Raw genomic sequence first — 19,073 nt, forward strand, 5'->3', positions numbered from 1 at the left:
GGGCCCGCAACAACCCCGGCACACCCCACCCCCTACCGCACCAAATTCACCCCAACGGAGGCCATATACCCGCTACTTGGGGAATTCAGCACTAGCAACTCTGTTCGGTGGCAGCGATAGGCTCCAACTTGAGAGCACAGCGTCGCCACCAGCCCGCTGCGCAGGCACTGGATGAAGGTTGGGGAGCGAAGTGCGGCTGTCGAGGGTACGTGTCACGAACTTCCGTGACCTGGTCATCGACCCGTTCCCCACCCCCGCTGTCGTCGTGGGACTGAACGGCGTGGGTAAGAGCAACTTGATCCACGCCCTTCGTCTGGTACTCGACCCGGACCTTCCCAGTCGTGCACGCCAGCTCCATGCTGACGATATCCACGACGGAGGTTCGATCCACGACGGCGTGATTGTCACCGTTGAGGTGGATCTGACGGGGTTCGACGATGACCCGGACGCCCAAGGGACCTTCGACGGTGCCTTGATCAGCCACGACGGAGAACCCCGCGTCGCCCGGCTGACGTACTCCTTCGCGCCCAAGGTTGAGGTCGGTACTCTGGAGCGGCCGCTGACCGCCGATGACTACGCCTACGACATCTACGGCGGAGATGACCCTGGGCAGGGAATGCGGCACGCGATGGACGTTGTCCCGCTGACTGTCCTTCACGCCCTGCGAGACGCCGAGGGCGACTTCCGACGGGCCGACCGTAGCCCGCTCACCCGGCTCCTCCGTGATATGCCTCCGGCGGAGCAGACCATCCAGGACACACTGACAGCGTTGAAGGCTGCGCGCACCCAGCTCAACGGGGACCAGAACGTCCGGCAGCTCGTCTCTGACCTCAGGATGCGACTCGACGCACTGGCCGGAACCCAGCTCTCCCTCGTTCCCTCCCTGGACTTCGCCGGCCGGGAGGAAGACCTCATCCGAAGTGTCCAACTACTCACCGATCCGGCAGCGACACGGGGAATCGAGCGCGCCTCAACCGGCACCGCGAACGTGGTCTACCTCGCCCTTCTCCTTGAGCACCTGCGGTTTCGGCGATCTGCAACAGAGGGGGAAGACGCTCTCCTTGCCGTTTAGGAGCCCGAGGCACACCTGCACCCAAGCCTGCAGCGAAAGGTATTCGCCCATCTCCTGCGCGAGCCCAACCGGCTGCTGCTAACCACGCACAGCCCTCACATCGCTGCGGTTACCCCGTTGTCGAGCATCGTGCTGACAGACAGCCACGAGGGGCGCACGACTGCCTCAGTCGTGTCTCCCGGCCTCATTGACCCCAAGGTGGCTGCGGACCTTGAGCGCTACCTCAACGTCACTCGCGCGGAGATCCTCTTCGCCCGCGAGGTGGTATTTGTGGAGGGCGCGGCCGACGCCTACCTCCTGCCGGCCCTAGCCGAAGCCGCAGGCTTCCACTTCGACAACTACGGCATCGTCGTCTCCAACGTCGAAGGCACCGACTTCGCGCCGTACGCGACCTTGCTCGGCCCGACGGCGCTTAACCGGCCGCACTGGGTGCTCACCGACGGTGATGCCGCCAACGCGGAGCCGACTTCCAGGGGCGTCAAGAGGACTTGGCTCAAGGAGCCCGGGCTCTGGCGTGCCAAGCAACTGGCTGAGCTTGCCGGCATGAGCGACCTGAAGTCCGACCTGGTAACGGGGATCGACGCCATCACCGAGGTCGACCTTCCCGAGACAGGATCGCGTCCGGACCGGCCTACGCTGGTCGAGACTGCCCGGAGGGCTCGCGTCTATGTTGGAGAGCACACCCTTGAAGTAGACATTGCCCACCTCCTTTCCGAGGAGCTGGCCGCCGCACACGGCGATTTCAAGACCAGGAACTCCTCGCGCCGTGCCTTCGAGGAACTGCTCAAGCCGGTAGCCTCGGGCGATGCGTCCACGGCTCAGGAGCGGTCCGACTTCGTTGAGAAGATCGAAGATATCGGGAAGGGACGGTTCGCGCAGAGGCTCGCGGCACACGTGGCCGTCATGGATCTCCGCGCTCGGCTAAGGGACTTTTACCCCCAGAACACCGACGGCGCCTTCACCCGTGGCGAACTCGCCAGCATCCAGGGTGCGGGCTCGATCCTCGTATTGCTGGAGGACCTCAGTCAGGCCGTACGGGGAGTCCCGTTGCTCCCGGCGCTCGCGCCGGCGGATGGGGCCGCTGACGACACGGGACAGGCCAAGTGAGCCAGAAGCCCTCTGCACTGACGGCAGATCACGCGCCGGTGCGGGTGTCACCAGTCCTGGCGGCCGAGATCTCGGAGCTGGACCCCGACCAGCGTAGGGCGGCAACTCATATCGGTAACTTATTGGTGGTCGCAGGGCCGGGCGCAGGAAAGACGCGGACCCTTGTAGCGCGGATCGGTTTTCTCCTCGCCACCACCAGCTCCCGACGTGGTGTTGCTGCTCTCACCTACACCGATGCGGCTGCCGATGAGACCAGCCAGCGACTCCATCGGCTCGGGATGCGTCCCGGGCGCCGCCTCACCAGCACCACCGTTCACTCCTTCTGCCTGAACAGCGTCCTGCGGCCGTACGCCCACCTCATCGACGAGGGATTCAACCGGGTAACCACTACGGTCGCCGATGGTGACACCTGCAAGGCGTTGATGAGGCAGGCAGCACACGAGTCCGGCCTCGGCTCGCCCAGCCAGGACCGCACCACACTCGACCGCCTTCGCCGTGTCGTGTCCGCAGGCGAGTCTACGGACAGCTTCCATGTGATCCACAAGAACACCGTCGTCCGGTACGAGGAACTCCTCCGCCAGCACGACCTGATCGACTTCGAAGCCATGACCGGCCGGGCCCTCGCCCTCCTCCGCCGCAGCAGAACTGCCCGGGAGCAGGTCATTGCGCGCTACCCCCACATCGTCATCGACGAGTACCAAGACCTTGGCCCCGTCCTCCACGCGATCGTCGAGGTTCTGCTTGACGCCGGCGCGTCCGTCACAGCCGTCGGCGACCCCGACCAAGTCCTCTACACATATCAAGGCGCCAGTCCCCGCTACCTCGGGGAGCTCTACGAACGCGGCTTCCATCCGGTCAGACTCACCCTGAACTACCGCAGCGGGAGCGAGCTGGTTGCGGCTGGGACCGCTGTCTTGGGTGAGGAGCGCGGGTGCCAGGCTGATCCAAAGCGAATGGACACAGGCACCGTGACAATCATCCCTGCGGCGCGTGGCCTCGACCACCATGCCGAGCTGACTGTCGACGCCGTGCGGGACCGGCTCGCCAACGGACTCGCCCCCGAGAACATCGCCATCCTGTACCGGGCCCAAGGCTCGGTGCTCGACGCACTCACGCAGTCCTTGGATGCCGCCCGGATCCCGTACGACCGTGAAAAGCAGCGCCGCCGACCGTCAGGACCACTGGCTGACCTCATTGCACTGTGCACAGCTCGGACGCTGTCCGGCCCCGTTGGCGTCAGCAACTGGCTCAGTACAGGCACCGCACCCGCCCTTCCCTTGCGCAACCTGGCCTCCGTTTGGAAGCGCCAGCTACAACTCGCGGGCCTGGCGACTGCCGACGACACTCGCCGCACTCTGGCACGACAGCTAGCGACAGTCCTGGACGTTTCACCACGGCCGGAACCTTCTGACGACGCACGAGCGTTCCTTGGGATGCTTTCGTCGAGCATGGACCTCGCGGCATTGGTAAGAGCTAGCCGCGACCCGCGCGACCGCGATACCGCCGAGAGGCTGAACGCGCTGCGCGACGAACCACTGACCATGGCAGAGCTTGCCGGCGGGCAAGTTCCTGGGCACGTCGCCCTGACCACCTACCACAGCGCCAAGGGCCGTGAGTTCTCCGTCGTGATCCTCCCAGGGCTCGTAGAGGAACTGGTTCCCTCCTATTTTCCCAACCGGCCGCCTATACCGAGCGCGGTTGCCACAGCACGTCGCGAGTTCTATGTCGCCATCACCCGCGCCAAGGACGAGGCAGTGCTGATTACGGGTGACCATTACACGAAGCCGGCAAACAGGTACTACCCGGCAGAGGACCGCAGCCCGGGACGCACGAGATTTATCGCTGAGATCGAAAGAGGGCTCCGTTGAGCACGGGCTGGATAGGCTGCAACGTCCCGCGGGGAGTCTTCGGGCTGAGGCAGGCTCCCGGTTGAGGCGAGGGCGAGGAGGCCGCGCTCGCTGGTCGTCCTCGTGTTCTGGAGAACAGCCTGGCGAGGGTCTGTAAAAAGAACGGCTCTGTCCCGTAATCGGTGGTGACTTATCGTGACGATTCTCGTTGGCATGGCGTGTTGGATGTCAACGAGCTTGTCAGCGTGGTGTTTTCGGGGCTGTCGGGCCTGGTTCTCGAGGGCGTGTCGGATGAAGGAGATGTGATCCGGGTGTCGGCCCGGACCCGGGACGCCCCGGTGCCGTGTCCCTCGTGCGGAACGCCGACCGAGCGGGTGCACGGGTTCCACGGGCGGAAGGTGACGGACATGCCGGTGGACGGGCGCAGAGTCGTCGTCTCGGTGACGCTGCGGCGCCTGGTCTGTCCGGTGCTCGGCTGTCCGCGACAAACGTTCCGCGAACAGGTCCCCGGCATCGTGGAACGCTACCAGCGCCGCACCAGCCGTTTGACCAGGCAACTCAGCACGGTGGTGAAGGAGTTAGCGGGCCGTGCGGGCGCCCGCCTCTCCCGCGTGCTGGCCTGCGCCGTGGCCCGCTCAACAGCGCTCCGGATCCTCATGCACCAAGTGCTGCCGCCGCTGCGTGTGCCGCGTGTACTCGGCGTCGACGACTTTGCGCTCAAGCGCCGGCACCGGTACGCGACGGTCATCATCGACGCCGAGACCGGCGAGCGGATCGACGTCCTGCCGGACCGCACCACCAAGACGCTGGTCGCGTGGCTGCGCGAGCACCCCGGCGCCCAGTACGTGTGCCGGGACGGCTCCGGCTCCTACGGCGAGGCGATCCGGCAGGCACTTCCGGAAGCGGTGCAGGTCAGCGACCGATAACACCTGTGGTCGAACCTGTGCGACAAGCTCCTGGGCGAGGTCCGCTCCCACGCCGTCTGCTGGGCCACCGCGGTGAATCCGGCCCGGCCCGCGGGCGTGCACGAGCAGAGTGTCCGCGAGCGCTGGCAGCAGATCCACGACTTGCTCGACAGGGGTGTCGGCCTGCTCGAGTGCGCCCGCCGCCTCGACCTCGCCCTGAACACCGTCAAGCGCCACGCACGCCGCAAAGAGCCCCCAGCCGAGCGCCGGGCACCGCGCTACCGGCCTACCCTGGTCGACCCCTACCGCGATCACCTGCGCCGACGCCGGGTCGAGGACCCCGCGGTCCCCGTCACCCACCTCCTGCGCGAGATCAAGGGACTGGGCTACACCGGCAGCGCGAACCTCTGGTCCGCTACATCAACCAGGGCCGAGCAGAGGGCGAACGGCCCGTCACCACCCCGAAGCGCTTCGCCCGCCTGCTCCTGACCCGCCCCGACCACCTGCGCGAGCAGGACGCCGCGCTCCTGGCCGAGCTCACCAAGGACTGCCCCGAGATGGCCGACCTCGCCCGCCTGGTCCACGAGTTCGCCCAGTTGCTGAACCCGGCCGAGGGCAACGACGCCAAGCTCACCGACTGGATCGCGGCCGTCCGTGCCGGCGATCTGCCCCACCTGCACTCCTTCGCAAACGGCCTCGAACTCGACCGCGCTGCCGTAGAAGCCGGCCTGACCCTGCCGTTCCACAATGGCCGCACCGAAGGCGTCAACACCCGCACTAAACGGATCATGAGGCAGATGCACGGACGCGCTGGCTTCCCCCTCCTCCGCCAGCGGATCCTCCTCCCATGATCACCACGCAGTGCTACCACCGATTACGGCCAGAGCCGTTCGCTGGACAGACCCGGAGGTGGCCGACGAGCTGAGCGGGACAGCTACGCCTGAGGCCTGTCGGCGATCCGGCCGGTGGTGCTTGTGCGGCGAGGCACAGCGGGATTCCTGCCAACGCGTTGTAGGCCCCGCCGAACAGCGGGGCCTACAACGCGTCAAGGGGAAGTAGACGTCCTGGTACCTGGGAATACGGTCCAGCAGGGCTTCAAGAGCGGCCATGCGAGACCGGTATCAATGCTCTGACGGCAATCCCTTGGCCCGCCCCGGGGCGGGCGGACAAACTGCCGGTATCGGCTGTTCGGACAGTTTCCTATGGGACGGACAGTAGCCGGGGCCCAGGACAGTGCTGTGTTACCACTCGGCGACGATCTTCACGGCGGTCGAGTCGTAGGCTGAGGCGAGCGCCCACGAGAACAGGTGATAGCGGCTTCTCGGCTCGTCCGCCGGGTGCTGAGAGCGCAGGGAACAGACCAGCACGCCGGACTCCATCCATGGCCAAGAGGTGGGCTGCTTTCCGTAGGCGAGGCCGTAGTAGGGGTTCTTGGCGACCACGCCGATCGTCCACAGCCGGTCACCGCTTCGCTCGGTCACGAACCCGACGACCTCCAACTCCGGCCGGTCCTGGGACGAGCCCCTTGTAACAGCCCTGGCAGCCAGCGGCCGGTAGAAGCCGCGAAGCGGGACTTCGAACTGCTCCACGAGGTGGCGCAGCGGACCTTGGTCGACTGGCACTCCTTCGAGTTGGAAGGAGAGCACCGGCTCCGCTGCGCGGCGGGCCTCGTCGCAGTCCACGCCAGTGGTGACCGTGTACCAGCCGCCGTCGATCTTGTCGAACAGCGTGATGATCTCGGACGAGTCTCCGCTGCCGGCGGACAGGCGGTCCCGCCACTTGGGCAGGATTGCGGCGAAGGTCCGTGCTCCGACGCCGTGCCAGACTTGGTCCGCTTTCTGAATCGTCCAGTGTGCGTGCCTGCTGAGCCACCCGTGCTCATTGAGTCTTCGGAGGGCATCGAGGAGTTCGCTCTCACTTCGGGCGCCGAGCGAGACGTCAAGCGTGACCCCGTAGCCCCATGAGAAGCGCGAATCGACGTTGGGCAGGTCCAGGGTGAAGACGTAGGGCGAGTGGTTGCCGACGGCGGTGACTGCGGTGAGCGGCTGGCCCTCCAAGTCGACAATCTGCCGCGTAGAGTCCGGGAGGACGTAGTCGGTGTCGACCGCGGGGCGGTGCCAGTACCGGCCGTCGGCTCCAACATCCACTCGGCCAGCCATCTCCAACTGCATCCGTTTGAAGGAGAGCAGCCGGGAGAGTTCGTGCGGGTTGTTGAGGACGAGACGGATATCGGTTTCGTCGAGGACGACAATAAGGGCCTCCTCGCGGTAGCGCACAATGCGTGCCGCGCACGGACCGGTGACTCCGGCAACGGTGATCAGTACGCCTACGGCCTGCCTGCCGACCTCCTTCACGCGCACGCGCAGGTTGTCGGCCACGTCTACGTCCGACGGGCTGTTCGTCCACTTCGACTCGATCAGGAAGGTGCCGTCCCGGGAGGATGCCATCAGGTCGATCTGCCGGTCGGCCGTGGCTGGGTCGTGCTCGACCCGGAAGTGGGCGCGCCTCAGGACCTGCACGAGCAGCTTCTCCAGCTCGGTGCCTCTGGCCCATGGGTTCGAGTCGGCCATCAACCGGTCGAACCGCTCTTCCAGGTCGTCCCACTGGCCTGGTGGCAGCAGCTTCCGCAGGTCGGCATCCAACGCCGCCTCGGACGGGGGTGTATCCGGTCGGGGGGTGTCCGCCATGGTGCCGTCTCCTGCTGTGCGCACGATGCCGGCTGCTGCCGGAGGCAGCGATGCTAGCTCCCTCCCATGACAGCAGGGCGCTCCTCCCCGCTGTCGCAGGGATCGCGAAAGTGCGCCAGCCTAAGGTCACAGGCTACGGGGCAACTCGATCCGAATCCTATCCACAGCTTGCCCTGGTGCCCTCTCGGCGTTCCCCCGACACCACCCCTACCGTCCTACTATCGTGTGATCATGCAGAAGCTGGCCTCCGAACGCTCGGCATTCTGGGTAGGGCGGCGCCTGTTCGGCCCTCTGGCGCCGTACGACCGATGCTTCGGCTGCGGTTCCATGCACCTGCCTCCTGACGACCTCAATCCGCACAACGGGCGGTACGACTTCGTGGGCGACAACACCGCGCTCGAAGTCGTGTCGATGGTCAACTCGGAACTGCTGCGCAACTTCGCGTCGTGGACGAAAGCCCACCCAGGCGGAGCCGACGTGGAGGCCGGGTCGGTGGGGCTGACCCTGCCCTGGCTCATCGACATTCCCGCCGCCGTTCCCACCGTCCAGCGCCAGACGATCATCGACATCGTCCGGGATATGGAGCACGCCGGCATCCGTACAACAGACCACCTCGCGAGCAGCCCGTTCCACGCCTACGTGGACGACGAACACCTGATCACGCCTCCTGGGATGGTCACCATCATGGCGACCGGACGGTTCGACCTGACCCTCCCCGACTTGACCACCCTGATACAGAAGCTCCTTCGGCCGGAGGAAGGACGCAGCGACGTCCTGAGGAAGATGGACTTGGGTGCAAGTCAGGGTAAGGAACGGCGAACAGTGTGCTTCGTGCTGGACCAGGTCTTCTCGTTCTCACTACACCGCATCTTCGACAGATCCTTCCGCCCGGAGAGCCTTCTCACTCCAGACTGGGATGCGATGCGGCCGGTAACCGACATCATCGTGCTCTCCCAGACGATGAGGAAAGCGTTCTCATTCTCGACCCGCTCTCCCGCCCGACGGTTCCCGGTGCGGGACGTCGACAAGCCTCCGGCCCCACGCACTCTCGGTTGTCGGTGACTGCCCGTTCAGGTCACGCATTGGAGGCCACACCTGTCGGTTCGGTTCGGTCGGCTCGACGGCCGAGCGGCCGGGAGTCCTACCCTCCGGCCACAGTCGACGGCTGCCCATGAGGGCCTGCAGCTCCCAGCGGTTTGCATTGTGCCGGCTGCAGGTCCTCATTGCCTGTGGGCGGGGGGAGTTGGGTAGCGAATCACGATGGCGGTGGCGTCGTCCCGGACACGATGTGAACCTCGCCCGGGGTCTGCTCGGGGCCGTACTCGAACGTGCCGCGGTCGTTGTCGTCCCAGGTCACTTCCCACACGCCGCGCGGCGCTGCCCGGCTTGCCACCGCGGCCTGCGCGCTGGTCCCCGGCCGCCGGCTGCGCCGCATCGAGATGCCCCGCTGACCATCACGGAGCCATGGGCCAAGGCATGATAGGCAGGTGACAGAGCCTCACTCCCTTCCCGCTGTACCGCTCGACGACAGATCCATCCGCCGGGAGCGGATTCTTCAACGGCTGCAGCAGCTCGGCCCCGGCCCGGCCGCTCTGTTCGAGGACGTGTGCCGCTTGGTCGACCATGACTTCCAGCTCAGCAGCCGGTTCATGCTGATCTTCCACCTGCTCAGGGAATTGGAGAGTTCAGTCAGGGACGTTCTCCTGCCCGACGAGGCCCGCGCCCCCCGTGAGCAGGGTGCCGGCACCGCCCACAAGCAGGCGGTGAAGGCCATCCTGGCCGCCCTGGGTATCGAGGAGACGTCGCCGGCAGGGAAGGCATGGCTCGGCACGGTCGGCAAACTGCACGGATCCGCGCACAGGATGAACCTCGAGCAGCCACGGACGGTAGACGCGGGGATCCTGGAGCGTGTCGACGGCCTGGAGGCCATGCTGGACACGGTCCTCGACGCCTTCGAGGCTCACTACTTGGCGGCCGTGGACCGCTTGGAGAAGCTGGCAGCCACCGCGCAACCCACCAACGAGGACGCGAAGCGCCTGCGCACGGACTTTCCCCAGAACCAGCTGACCTGGGAGACCTTCTTTTCCCGGCTCACCACGCCAGCGTGGCTCGGACCTCTGCGCAAGGAGAGGTTCTTCGCGGATCTCCCACCCGTGACAGTCGACGACGACGGGAACCAGGTCTCCCTCCCACGCTGGCCGGCGTCCGCCTACCTCGCCCGTGCCGCGGAAGCCGACCCCGACCAAGTGCTCGTCATCGCCCGAGACGTCCCGGACACGGACAACCCGTTCATCAACCTCGACCTGGTGGAGGCCGCGCTGCGCATGCCGCCCGCCAAGGCGGCAAGACTTGCTCCGCGCGCCGCAGCCGCAGCCCGCCGCAGCCCTGAACTGATCGACTCGGCCCGCTACGCGGCCCTCGCTGTCCACTGCGCCGAGAACGGACAGCATGAGCCCGCGCTCGACCTGATGGCCGCCCTGCTCGACGAGACAAAGGGCAGCGCCCCACGCGGCGGGTGGGAGTACAACCAGATCCTGGAACGCTACGCGCCCCGACTCGCCGACCCCCTGGGGCTGCCCTGGCTGGAGATGCTCACAGGCCTCCTCGACCGGGTGAGCGGGACTCCGGAAGAAGCAGCCCGGCGGTCCGGAATGGACATGTCCTCGTCGTTCTACCCAACTCTCGAACGCGACCGCCCCCACACCCACCAGCCGCGAGAAGCACGCCTGACAGCAGCGGTCCGCGATGCCGCCCGCCATCTCCTCACCTCAGGCCGAGCCGACCTCCCCGCCGTCCTCGCCGTCCTGGCCGCCCACCCGTGGCTGATCTTCCGGCGCCTGCGCCTTCACCTGCTGGAGCACCACGGCGACCTCGCACCGGCACTCGTCAACCAGACGCTGACAGACCGGCAACTGGCGAACGACCCCAACCTCGGACTCGAATGGCTCCGCCTGGCCCGGGCCCACTGCGAACGCCTCGAACCCGAGCACCGTGACGCGCTGGTGCAGGTCGTCCGGGAGGGGCCCGGCACGGACAAGTGGAAGGAAGACCACCGCCGGTACACCGGCGAGGAGATCACCAACGCCAGGCTGAAGCAACAGACGGACGCCTGGTGCCGGGAGCACTACGCCGCGATCCGGCCCATCCTGCCCGAGAACCTGCGAAGCGACCTCCAACTCCTCGAAACGGAGTACGGCCCCGCGCCCTCGCTCGACAAAATCGCGGAGCCGTTCGGAGGTATCTGGGTTCCGCCGGGTTCGGTCACCGCGGAAGAACTGGCACCGCTCAACACCACCGACCTCATCGCCCGCGTCCAGGCCTTCACGCCGTCGATCGACATGTTCACCGGACCGTCCGAGGGAGACCACGCGACCCAACTGCGAGCGGCCGTCAGCCAGCAGGCGCTCGCCCACAGCGCACACGCCGCACTCTTCACCGACCTGGATGACGCCTACCTCGTCGCGGTCCTCGGCGGCTTCACCGAAGCCATCAACCGCGGCGACGTCCTCGACAGCGAAGTCCTCGTTCAGCTGGCCGCCACCGCCGCCACCCGCACTGCCACCGCGCAGGCCCACGACATCCTGCGCGAGAGCGCCCAGCTCCTGTACGCGCTGCTCGTCCAACCCGTCGCTCAGCCGGTACCGGACCTGGCCGAGGGCATCTGGCAGACCCTCACCGCCATCCTCCGCACCACCGACCTCCCAGCCGCGAGCCACACCCGCTACTGGGACGACCCCCGCGCCCAGGCACTGCGCGCCATGGTGGCCTGGGCACGCTGGCGCCGCATCCACGGCGCCGACTTCGGACGCCTGTTCGACACCCTGGATGGGCTGACCGGGTCCACACCTCTCACCGACCCGCCCGACCCGGGCCTGGTCGTCACCGTAATCGGCGAACGGTTCGCCCATCTGACCGACCTCGACCGCGGCTGGGCCGAGCGCCACAGCCACCTCCTGACGGACAGCGGGAGGCTCGCACGCCTCGCCTGGGAGGCCTACCTGGAGACCGCACCGCCGTACAGGCCCGCCATCGAGCTGCTCCTTCAGGCCTACCGTGCCATGGCCTCCACCCGCTCCGAGGACGGCACCGACCGGCAGGAGCGTCTTCGGCTGAAGCTCGGCTCAGACATCCTCGGGCGCTACTGGGCCGGAATCGTCGACCTGGACGGCGAGGACGGCACCATCCGCGACTACTACGCCAACACCAGCGGCGAGGTCCTCAACCGGCTCGCATGGAACATCGCCTCCGACGTCAACACCGACCGTGAGACCCCAGAGGCCGTGATCGAGCGCGTTCGCGGCTGGTGGGAATGGAGGAAGGCGAACCTCTCCGACGCACCGGCTGGTCCGAACTCGCCGGAGCACAACGAGCTGACACAAATCCCCGAAGTACTCGTCGAGAGCGGCCGCTTCCCGGCCACCTGGTGCATCGAACAACTCCGCGAACTCCTCAAGACCGCCGGATCCTTCGGCAGAAGCGCGAGAAGCTTCCGCTACCTCACGACAATCGCACAAGACCACATCGGACCCGCGCTCGATCTCGTGCGGCAGTGCCTCACCTCGCCAACCCTGGCCCCCTGGACCCCCAGCCTCCACGAAGCCGACATCAGCACTGTGCTGCGCACAGGCCTGCAGGATCCCGACCATGCGGAACTGGCCCAGGACATCATCAACCGCGCAGCCGCCCGCGGCCATCAACAGTTCCGCTCCCTGCTGGCCACCCCACCACCAGCCTGACAAGCACCACTACACCCGTCATTGCGTGTCAGTCGCCACGCCGTAGTTCATTCTTGACCTACGGCGTGACGGATGGCGGCGTAGGCCAGGCTGCTCGTGTCCTCGCACGTCAGGGAGACGGGCCGGTCACCGATGCCCAGCGGTTCGTCCAGCGCCGCCACCCCTGACGTCCCCTGCGTCGGCGGTGCGGTCCGCGGCGGGGTCGGTCGCGCGTCGCCTGCCGGGGCTTCCCTCGGCCTCGGGTACGGCTGGGTGGCGGTTCCACCAGCCGCCCGCCCCGTTGTCGGTCAGGCCGAGGACCTGCTCCAGGGCCGTTGTCGGTGATCTTGCTTCAGTCGGTCGAGATATGGATGCTGAAAGTCCGGGGGACCGTCGTGAGACCCAGCCGCCCGCAGTCGGCCGATGTCACCAGCCCGCCCTCGCCCCGTGCCGTGAGGCCGCCAGGTGGCTCGGCGACGTGAGCGACCAGGAAGATCTCCCGACCGCCCTCGCTGCCATCGGCCTGGCGCCGGGGGCCCGTGCGGGTTGGTGCCACTGGATCCTGGAGATCCATCTGGTCGACGTGGAGCGCGGCTACGGCTCCACGAGCGGTTGCTCGACCTAGCGTGACCCGAGGTCGGTCGCCCGATGGCACCGGGCCTTAAGGGTCCTCGACGTTGTTCCTTGAGGAGGGTAGGCCGCCTGCGCCGAGGTGCCATGAGCTTCCGTCGTCTCCAACTACTCTAGTAGGCGCGAGGATTGAAGATGGAGAACGGGCTTCTGGGTAGAATGACAGGGTGTTCGACGGGCTGAGGGGTTCCATCAGCGCTTCGGCCTCGTCCACGTCGACTTCGAGACGCAGAAGCGGACCCCCAGGGCCTCGTACGGCTGGTACCGGGACGTGGTCGCCGCCCAGCGGAAGCGGTCCGCGAGGTAGGCGGGCCGGTCTGGTCGGGCACCGGGCAGGGCTGCTTCACGCTCGCGCCACGCCCGTGCAACACGCTGCTGGGAGCATCGACCGCATGCTCTCCCTGGTCGCCCCGCCCACGCACGGCAGGACCGCGTCGCCCACCGAGGGCGGCGGGGCGGGGGCCGTGCTGCGCGCGGTACTGACCGGCGGCCCGCTGACCCGCAGCGCCGTCGGCCGGGCCACCGGCCTCAGCCCGGCTGCCGTCTCCCGGCACACCGCCGACCTCACCGGACTCGGGCTGCTGCGCGTCCTGCCACCGCCGGACGGTCCGCCCAGGGCGGGGCGCCCGCAGCTGCCGCTGGACATCGACACCCGTCACCACCTCGCCTGCGGGGTGCACATCGGGGTGCCGTGGATCACCTTCGCCCTGCTGGACCTGCGCGGACGGGTGGTCGCCCACGAACGCCTGCCCCGCCGTGGCGACGCCGCCGCGGTCCTGGGCACCATCAGGGCGTACCTCCCGGGTTTCCTGGGCCGCCGGGCCACCGGCCACTCGGTGCTCGGCCTCGGAGTGGTCACCGGCGGCTGGGTGGACTCCGGGGCCGGCCGCGTCGTCGCCCACGGCCCGCTCGGCTGGCACGACGTCCCCGTCCGCGACGTCCTGGCCGACGCCACCCGGCTGCCCGTGCACGTCGACAGCCACGCCCGGGCGCTGGCCCAGGCGGAGCTGCTGTTCGGCGCCGGCAGCACGGCCACCGAACTGGTCCAGCTGTTCGTCGGCAACGTCGTCGACGCGGCCATCGCCACCGGCGGCAGCGTGCTGCGCGGGAGGCGGTCCCGCGCGGGCGACATCGGCCACCTCGCCGTACCCGGCTCCACCGAGCCCTGCTCCTGCGGACGGACGGGCTGCCTCCAGGCCGCCGTCGCGGATCGGACCCTGGCCCGCCGGGCCCACGCCCTCGGCCTGGTCCCCGAACCCGACTTCGGCCTGCTGCTGGACCTGGCCGGCGCCGGGAACCGCGCCGCGATCCGCCTCTTCGAGGAGCGGCTCCGGCTCGTCGCGCCCGCCGCCGGCCTGCTGCTGGACGTCCTCAACCCCGAGGTCCTGGTGGTCAGTGAGGCGGGGCTGTCGGTGGCGCCCTGCCTGCGCCCCTACCTGGCCGAACAGGTCCGCCTGCACTCCAACGCCGCACCCGAGCTGGTCACCGCCACTGCCTTCGGCGTCGACGTGCTGGCGGTCGCGGCCTGCGCCGGGGTGCTCGACAGCGTCTACCAGCGACCGATGGAGCTGCGGACGGCCGGCAGCTCGACCGCCCGGGCGATGCGTTGAGCCCTCGTCAACGGCGCATTAATTCCACCGCCAGGCGAATCGTTGAACAGCCGGACGGCGGGTCGGAGAATCGGGTCAATCCCCTTTCTCCCGCCCGCCTGCCGAGCCCCGGAGCGTTCCGCCATGCCCGAAAGTCCCGCCGATCGCCAACTCCACTTCAACCTCTTCCTGATGGGAGTCGGCCACCACGAGGCCGCCTGGCGCCACCCCCGCACCGACCCGTCCGCCGCGGGTGACGTCGCGCATTTCCAGAGGCTCGCCCGGACGGCCGAGGCGGCCGCCTTCGACTCGGTGTTCCTCGCCGACGGCGTCGAGGCCCGCTCCGACGGGGGATGGGGCCTGATCAGCCACTTCGAACCGTTCACCCTGCTCACCGCGCTGGCCGCGGTGACCACGAGGATCGGCCTGATCGGCACCGTCTCCACCGGCTTCTCCGAGCCCTACAACCTGGCCCGGCAGTTCGCCTCGCTGGACCACATCAGCCACGGGCGGGCCGGCTGGAACATCGTCACCTCGGCCGGCGACCGCGCCGCCCAGAACTTCGGCCGCAGCGCCAACCAGGACCATGCCGTCCGGTATGAGCGGGCCGCCGAGTTCCTCGACGTGGTCACCGCCCTGTGGGACAGCTGGGAGGACGACGCGCTGTTGCTCGACCGTGCGGACGGGGCCTTCGCCGCCCCGGACCGGGTGCACGACATCGACCACGTCGGAAAGCACTTCCAGGTGCGCGGGCCGCTGAACATCCCGCGCAGCCCGCAGGGCCACCCGCTGCTCGTGCAGGCCGGATCCTCCGCCGACGGCAAGGCCTTCGCGGCCCGTTGGGCGGAGGCGGTGTTCACCGCGCAGCAGACGCTGGCCGAGGGGCAGGCCTTCTACGGCGACCTCAAGCGACGGACCGCCGAGGCCGGCCGCGACCCGGCCCGGGTGAAGATCCTGCCCGGCGTCGTCCCCGTCCTCGGCTCCACCGAGGCGGAGGCACGTGCCCTGGACGAGGAACTGGACGCGCTGATCAACCCGGCCCGCGCGGTCGGCGTGCTCTCCACGGTGCTCGGCGTCGACCTCACCGACCACCCGCTGGACGAACCGCTGCCGCCGCTGCCGCCGGTCACCCGGATCAACGGTGCCAAGAGCCGCTTCGAGCTGATCCGCGACCTCGCCGAGCGCGACCGGCTGACCCTGCGCCAACTCGTCGGACGGCTCGGCGGCGGCCGTGGCCACCAGGTCGTGGTCGGCACCCCCGAGCAACTCGCCGACCACATCGAGACCTGGTTCACTCAGGGCGCCGCCGACGGCTTCAACATCATGCCGCCCGTCCTGCCCGGCGGCCTGGACGACTTCGTCGAGCAGGTGGTCCCGATCCTGCGGGCACGCGGCCTGTTCCGCGAGGGCTACACCGGGAACACCCTGCGCGAGCACTACGGCCTGCCGCGCCCGGCCGGGCGGTACACCGCGCCGTAACGGTCGCGCGTCGGGCCGCGCGCCGGCCCGGCGCCCGGCTGCACGGGGGAAGGCCCGGACCGAGTGGTCCGGGCCTTCCCCCGTGGCGTCGGCCGCCCTCGGGCCCGCAGCCCTCGGCCCTCGGCCCGGCCGCACGGAGTCCTCCGCGCGGCCGGGCCGCCGGTCAGGACGTGTAGTGCGAGGCGTCGTCACCCTCCAGCACCTGGCTGGGCTCGCCCGTGACACCCACCGGGACGTCACCGGCGACGGTGACGCGGTGCAGGCGGCGCGGCAGGTCGTCGTAGTCGTCCGGCGCGTAGTGCTGGGTGGCGCGGTTGTCGAACAGCACCACGTCCCCCAGCTCCCAGCGCCAGCGGACCACGTTCTCGGGCCGGGTCACGTACGCTTGCAGGCTGCGCAGCAGGTCGTGGGACTCGGCGGTCGGCAGGCCGACGACCGACTGCGCGAAGCCGCCGATGAACAGCCCACGCTCACCGCTCTCCGGGTGCACCCGTACCACCGGGTGGACGGTGCGGTACTTGCGGGCGGTGAAGATCCGGCGGCGCTCCTGGTCCGCGGCGTCCAACTCCTTTCCCTGCGCGTAGTCGTAGTCGTTGGTGTGCACGGCCCAGAGCCGGTCGGCGAACTCGCGCAGCTGCTCCGGAAGGTCCCGGTACGCGGCCTGGGTGTTGGCGATCAGCGTGTTGCCGCCGTACGGCGGGACGATCAGGCTGCGCAGGGTGCTGGCCTTCGGAGGCGTACGGACGAAGGTCACGTCGGTGTGCCAGTGGTTGGCCCGGCCGCCGTCCTCGCTGTCCACCGCCAGGACGTTCGGCTGGCCGTCGAGCGCGGGGACGGTCGGGTGCGCGGTGGTGAGGGTGCCGAAGTTGGCGGCGAAGCGGGTCTGGCCGTCGTCGTCCAGCCGCTGGGCGCGGAAGAAGAGCGCCTTGTGCTCCACCAACGCGGCGTTGAGCTTCCCGACGGTCTCCGCGTCGAGTGCGGCGGCGGTGTCGACGCCGAGGACCTCGGCGCCGATCCGGCCGCCGATCTTGCGGATCTCGAAGACGCTGGTCATGGGGATCTCCTTCGGACGGTGGGTGCGGTACGGACGGTCAGGAGGTGATGGGGGCGGCCGAAGCGGCCGGCCCCAGGACCGGGCCGATCGCGCGCAGGGCGCCCGGGGTCCGGCCCTGGCCCCAGCCGATCTGCGCGCGGTAGCTGCCGAGCAGCCCGGCCTCGGTCAGCCGCCGCTCGTCGCGAACGGTCGGGTCCTGCGGCTGCGGGTGGGTGTACGGGGCGACGAACAGCGCGTCGACCGGGCAGTTGGCTTCGCACTGGAAGCAGGTCTGGCAGTCGTCCTGCCGGGCGATCGACGGGACGCCGTCGGTGCCCCGCTCGAAGACGTCGGTCGGGCAGACCTTGATGCACTTGTCGCAGGCGATGCAGCGTTCCGGGGAGACGAGTTCGATCATGCGGTGACCTCCGTGGTGGTGCGGGGCAGCGGGCGGGTCCAGACCTCGTCCAGGCCGCCGGTGGCGATCCGGTGGTGCTGCGCCGGATCCTGGTCGGGGTGGTCGAGCCGGCGGGCCATCCCCCGGGATTCGGTACGGGCGAGCGCCGAGCGGTACATCCAGCGGGCGTTCGCGGCGAGCGCCGCCGCCTGCCGGGCCCGGATCGCGTCCGCACCCGTGGCCCGCAGCCCGGCCCGCAGCCGCGCCCAGGCGTCGTCGAGCACGGTGAGCGCCCCGGTGAGGCCGTCCCCGTGCCGGAGGTAGTTCTTGTCGTACGGAAGCACCTCGCGCTGGACGGTGGCGACGATCTCGCGGGCGTCCCCGCCGGGCGTCCCGGTGGGGCGCAGCCCGGCCCGGCCGGCCGGGGCGAGCGTACGACGATGGGCACCGGGCCCGAGCGCACGCGCGTACCCGGCGGCGCCCCGCCCGGCCCAGGTGCCCGAGGACATCGCCCAGGCCGCGTTGTGGCTGCCACCGCCGGTGAAGCCCCCGCAGATCTCCTCACGGGTGGCGGCGTCCCCGGCGGCGTACAGGCCGGGGACGGTGGTGCGGCAGTCGTCGCCCGCGATCCGGATGCCGCCGGTGCCGCGCACGGTGCCCTCGGCGAGCAGGGTGACGGCGAACCGGTCGGTGAACGGGTCGATGCCCAGCCGGTCGAAGGTCAGGAAGAAGTTGGGCTGGGCCAGGCGCATCGCGCGTCGGGCCGCTTCGTCGGCGCGGTCCAGCAGGCAGTACACCTTGTTCCCCGCCAGCAGTGAACGGGCGATCACCGAACGGCCGCCCTGGCTGGCCGCGCCCTCCAACGGGGCGCCGTCCGCCGTGGTGAAGCTGGCGTACGAGTAGAAGGCGGTCTTGGTCACCGAGGTGTGCTCCGGCGCGATGCCGTAGGCGTTGGAGAACTCCATCCCCGAGAGCTCGGCGCCGACTTCGGCCGCGTACAGGGCGCCGTCGCCGGTGTTGGTGTTGGTGCCGAGTGCCTTGCTGAGGAACGCGCAGCCCCCGGTGGCGAGCACGACGGCGCCCGCCCGCACCAGGAAGGGGTGCCCGGCCTGCCGGCGGTGGCCCGCAGCACCGGCGACCGAACCGTCGGCGGCGGTGAGCAGTTCGGTGACGGGGCTGTGGTCGAGGATGCGGACGCCCGCCCGCCGCACCCGGATCCGCATCCGGCGCATGTACTCGGGGCCCTGCAGGCCGTTCCGCAGCTGGCGGCCGTCCGGACCGGTCGGGAAGGGATAACTCCCGCTGTCCGCCAGCTCGTTCATGTTGGCGTAGGTCTGGTCGAGGACCCTGGCCATCCAGCGACGGTCGGCCAGGTAGCCGCCGAGCGCCTCCCGGCTCGCCATCGCCGCCTCGCGCCGCACCGGCTCCGGGTCGATGTACCAGACGCCGGTGCCGCCTGCCGCCGTCGAGCCGCTCGTCCCGCAGTACCCCTTGTCGGCCAGGACGACGTCCGCGCCCGCGCGGGCCGCGTCCAGCGCCGCCCAGGTGGCCGCCGGGCCGCCGCCGACCACCAGGACGTCGGCCGTGAACTCCTGTCGTGTACTCATGTCAG

Annotated in this window: 12 protein-coding genes and 2 pseudogenes; 10 read left to right on the plus strand and 4 right to left on the minus strand. The window is 69.2% G+C overall.

Annotation, left to right across the window (positions count from 1 at the left end; genetic code table 11):
• Positions 1–190 precede the first annotated feature (190 nt).
• The 4 genes and pseudogenes from ABT263_RS32525 (at position 191) to ABT263_RS32540 (ending at position 5,782) form a co-directional block, all read left to right on the plus strand.
• Positions 191–1,072, plus strand: a complete 882-nt coding sequence (locus tag ABT263_RS32525) for an OLD family protein (protein ID WP_352295925.1) — start codon at positions 191–193, stop codon at positions 1,070–1,072.
• A 117-nt stretch (positions 1,073–1,189) separates the two neighbouring features.
• Positions 1,190–2,179, plus strand: coding sequence for an ATP-dependent nuclease (locus ABT263_RS32530; protein WP_352295928.1), 990 nt, complete (start codon positions 1,190–1,192; stop codon positions 2,177–2,179).
• Positions 2,176–4,047, plus strand: a complete 1,872-nt coding sequence (locus ABT263_RS32535) for an ATP-dependent helicase (protein ID WP_352295932.1) — start codon at positions 2,176–2,178, stop codon at positions 4,045–4,047. The genes ABT263_RS32530 and ABT263_RS32535 overlap by 4 nt, the downstream gene beginning before the upstream one ends.
• A gap of 200 nt (positions 4,048–4,247) precedes the next feature.
• Positions 4,248–5,782 (plus strand): annotated as a pseudogene (locus tag ABT263_RS32540) (ISL3 family transposase).
• A gap of 390 nt (positions 5,783–6,172) precedes the next feature.
• Here the strand turns inward: ABT263_RS32540 and ABT263_RS32545 are convergent.
• The gene (locus tag ABT263_RS32545; protein WP_352295935.1) at positions 6,173–7,618 is read right to left on the minus strand and encodes a restriction endonuclease; all 1,446 of its coding nucleotides are present in this window, start codon (positions 7,616–7,618) and stop codon (positions 6,173–6,175) included.
• Positions 7,619–7,849: 231 nt separating this feature from the next.
• On the opposite strand from ABT263_RS32545, the gene ABT263_RS32550 reads away from it, so the two are divergent.
• From ABT263_RS32550 to ABT263_RS32575, 6 genes and pseudogenes are all read left to right on the plus strand, one after another.
• Positions 7,850–8,680 carry a hypothetical protein gene (locus ABT263_RS32550; protein WP_352295937.1) on the plus strand — a complete coding sequence of 277 codons (831 nt, stop codon included), beginning with the start codon at positions 7,850–7,852 and terminating at the stop codon, positions 8,678–8,680.
• 425 nt (positions 8,681–9,105) lie between these two features.
• Complete coding sequence (locus tag ABT263_RS32555; RefSeq protein WP_352295940.1) at positions 9,106–12,354, plus strand: hypothetical protein; 3,249 nt, start codon at positions 9,106–9,108, stop codon at positions 12,352–12,354.
• A 457-nt stretch (positions 12,355–12,811) separates the two neighbouring features.
• Complete coding sequence (locus tag ABT263_RS32560) at positions 12,812–12,958, plus strand: hypothetical protein (RefSeq protein WP_352295942.1); 147 nt, start codon at positions 12,812–12,814, stop codon at positions 12,956–12,958.
• A gap of 183 nt (positions 12,959–13,141) precedes the next feature.
• A pseudogene (locus ABT263_RS32565) lies at positions 13,142–13,270 on the plus strand (family 1 glycosylhydrolase); the annotation flags it as partial.
• 85 nt (positions 13,271–13,355) lie between these two features.
• Positions 13,356–14,573, plus strand: coding sequence for an ROK family transcriptional regulator (locus ABT263_RS32570; protein WP_352295944.1), 1,218 nt, complete (start codon positions 13,356–13,358; stop codon positions 14,571–14,573).
• Between the two features lie 123 nt (positions 14,574–14,696).
• Positions 14,697–16,031: an LLM class flavin-dependent oxidoreductase gene (locus ABT263_RS32575; RefSeq protein ID WP_352295946.1), complete on the plus strand. Its 1,335-nt coding sequence runs from the start codon at positions 14,697–14,699 to the stop codon at positions 16,029–16,031.
• A gap of 163 nt (positions 16,032–16,194) precedes the next feature.
• Here the strand turns inward: ABT263_RS32575 and ABT263_RS32580 are convergent, their stop codons facing one another.
• From ABT263_RS32580 to ABT263_RS32590, 3 genes are read right to left on the minus strand one after another with little or no spacing between them, the layout of a single operon-like run.
• Positions 16,195–17,085, minus strand: coding sequence for a TauD/TfdA dioxygenase family protein (locus tag ABT263_RS32580; RefSeq protein WP_352295949.1), 891 nt, complete (start codon positions 17,083–17,085; stop codon positions 16,195–16,197).
• A gap of 37 nt (positions 17,086–17,122) precedes the next feature.
• Positions 17,123–17,482, minus strand: coding sequence for a 4Fe-4S dicluster domain-containing protein (locus ABT263_RS32585; protein ID WP_352295952.1), 360 nt, complete (start codon positions 17,480–17,482; stop codon positions 17,123–17,125).
• Positions 17,479–19,068, minus strand: a complete 1,590-nt coding sequence (locus tag ABT263_RS32590) for an FAD-binding protein (protein ID WP_352295955.1) — start codon at positions 19,066–19,068, stop codon at positions 17,479–17,481. The genes ABT263_RS32585 and ABT263_RS32590 overlap by 4 nt, the downstream gene beginning before the upstream one ends.
• Between the last annotated feature and the right edge of the window lie 5 nt (positions 19,069–19,073).

Origin of the sequence: Kitasatospora sp. NPDC001603 (assembly GCF_040298365.1) — a bacterium.
Taxonomy (GTDB): domain Bacteria; phylum Actinomycetota; class Actinomycetes; order Streptomycetales; family Streptomycetaceae; genus Kitasatospora.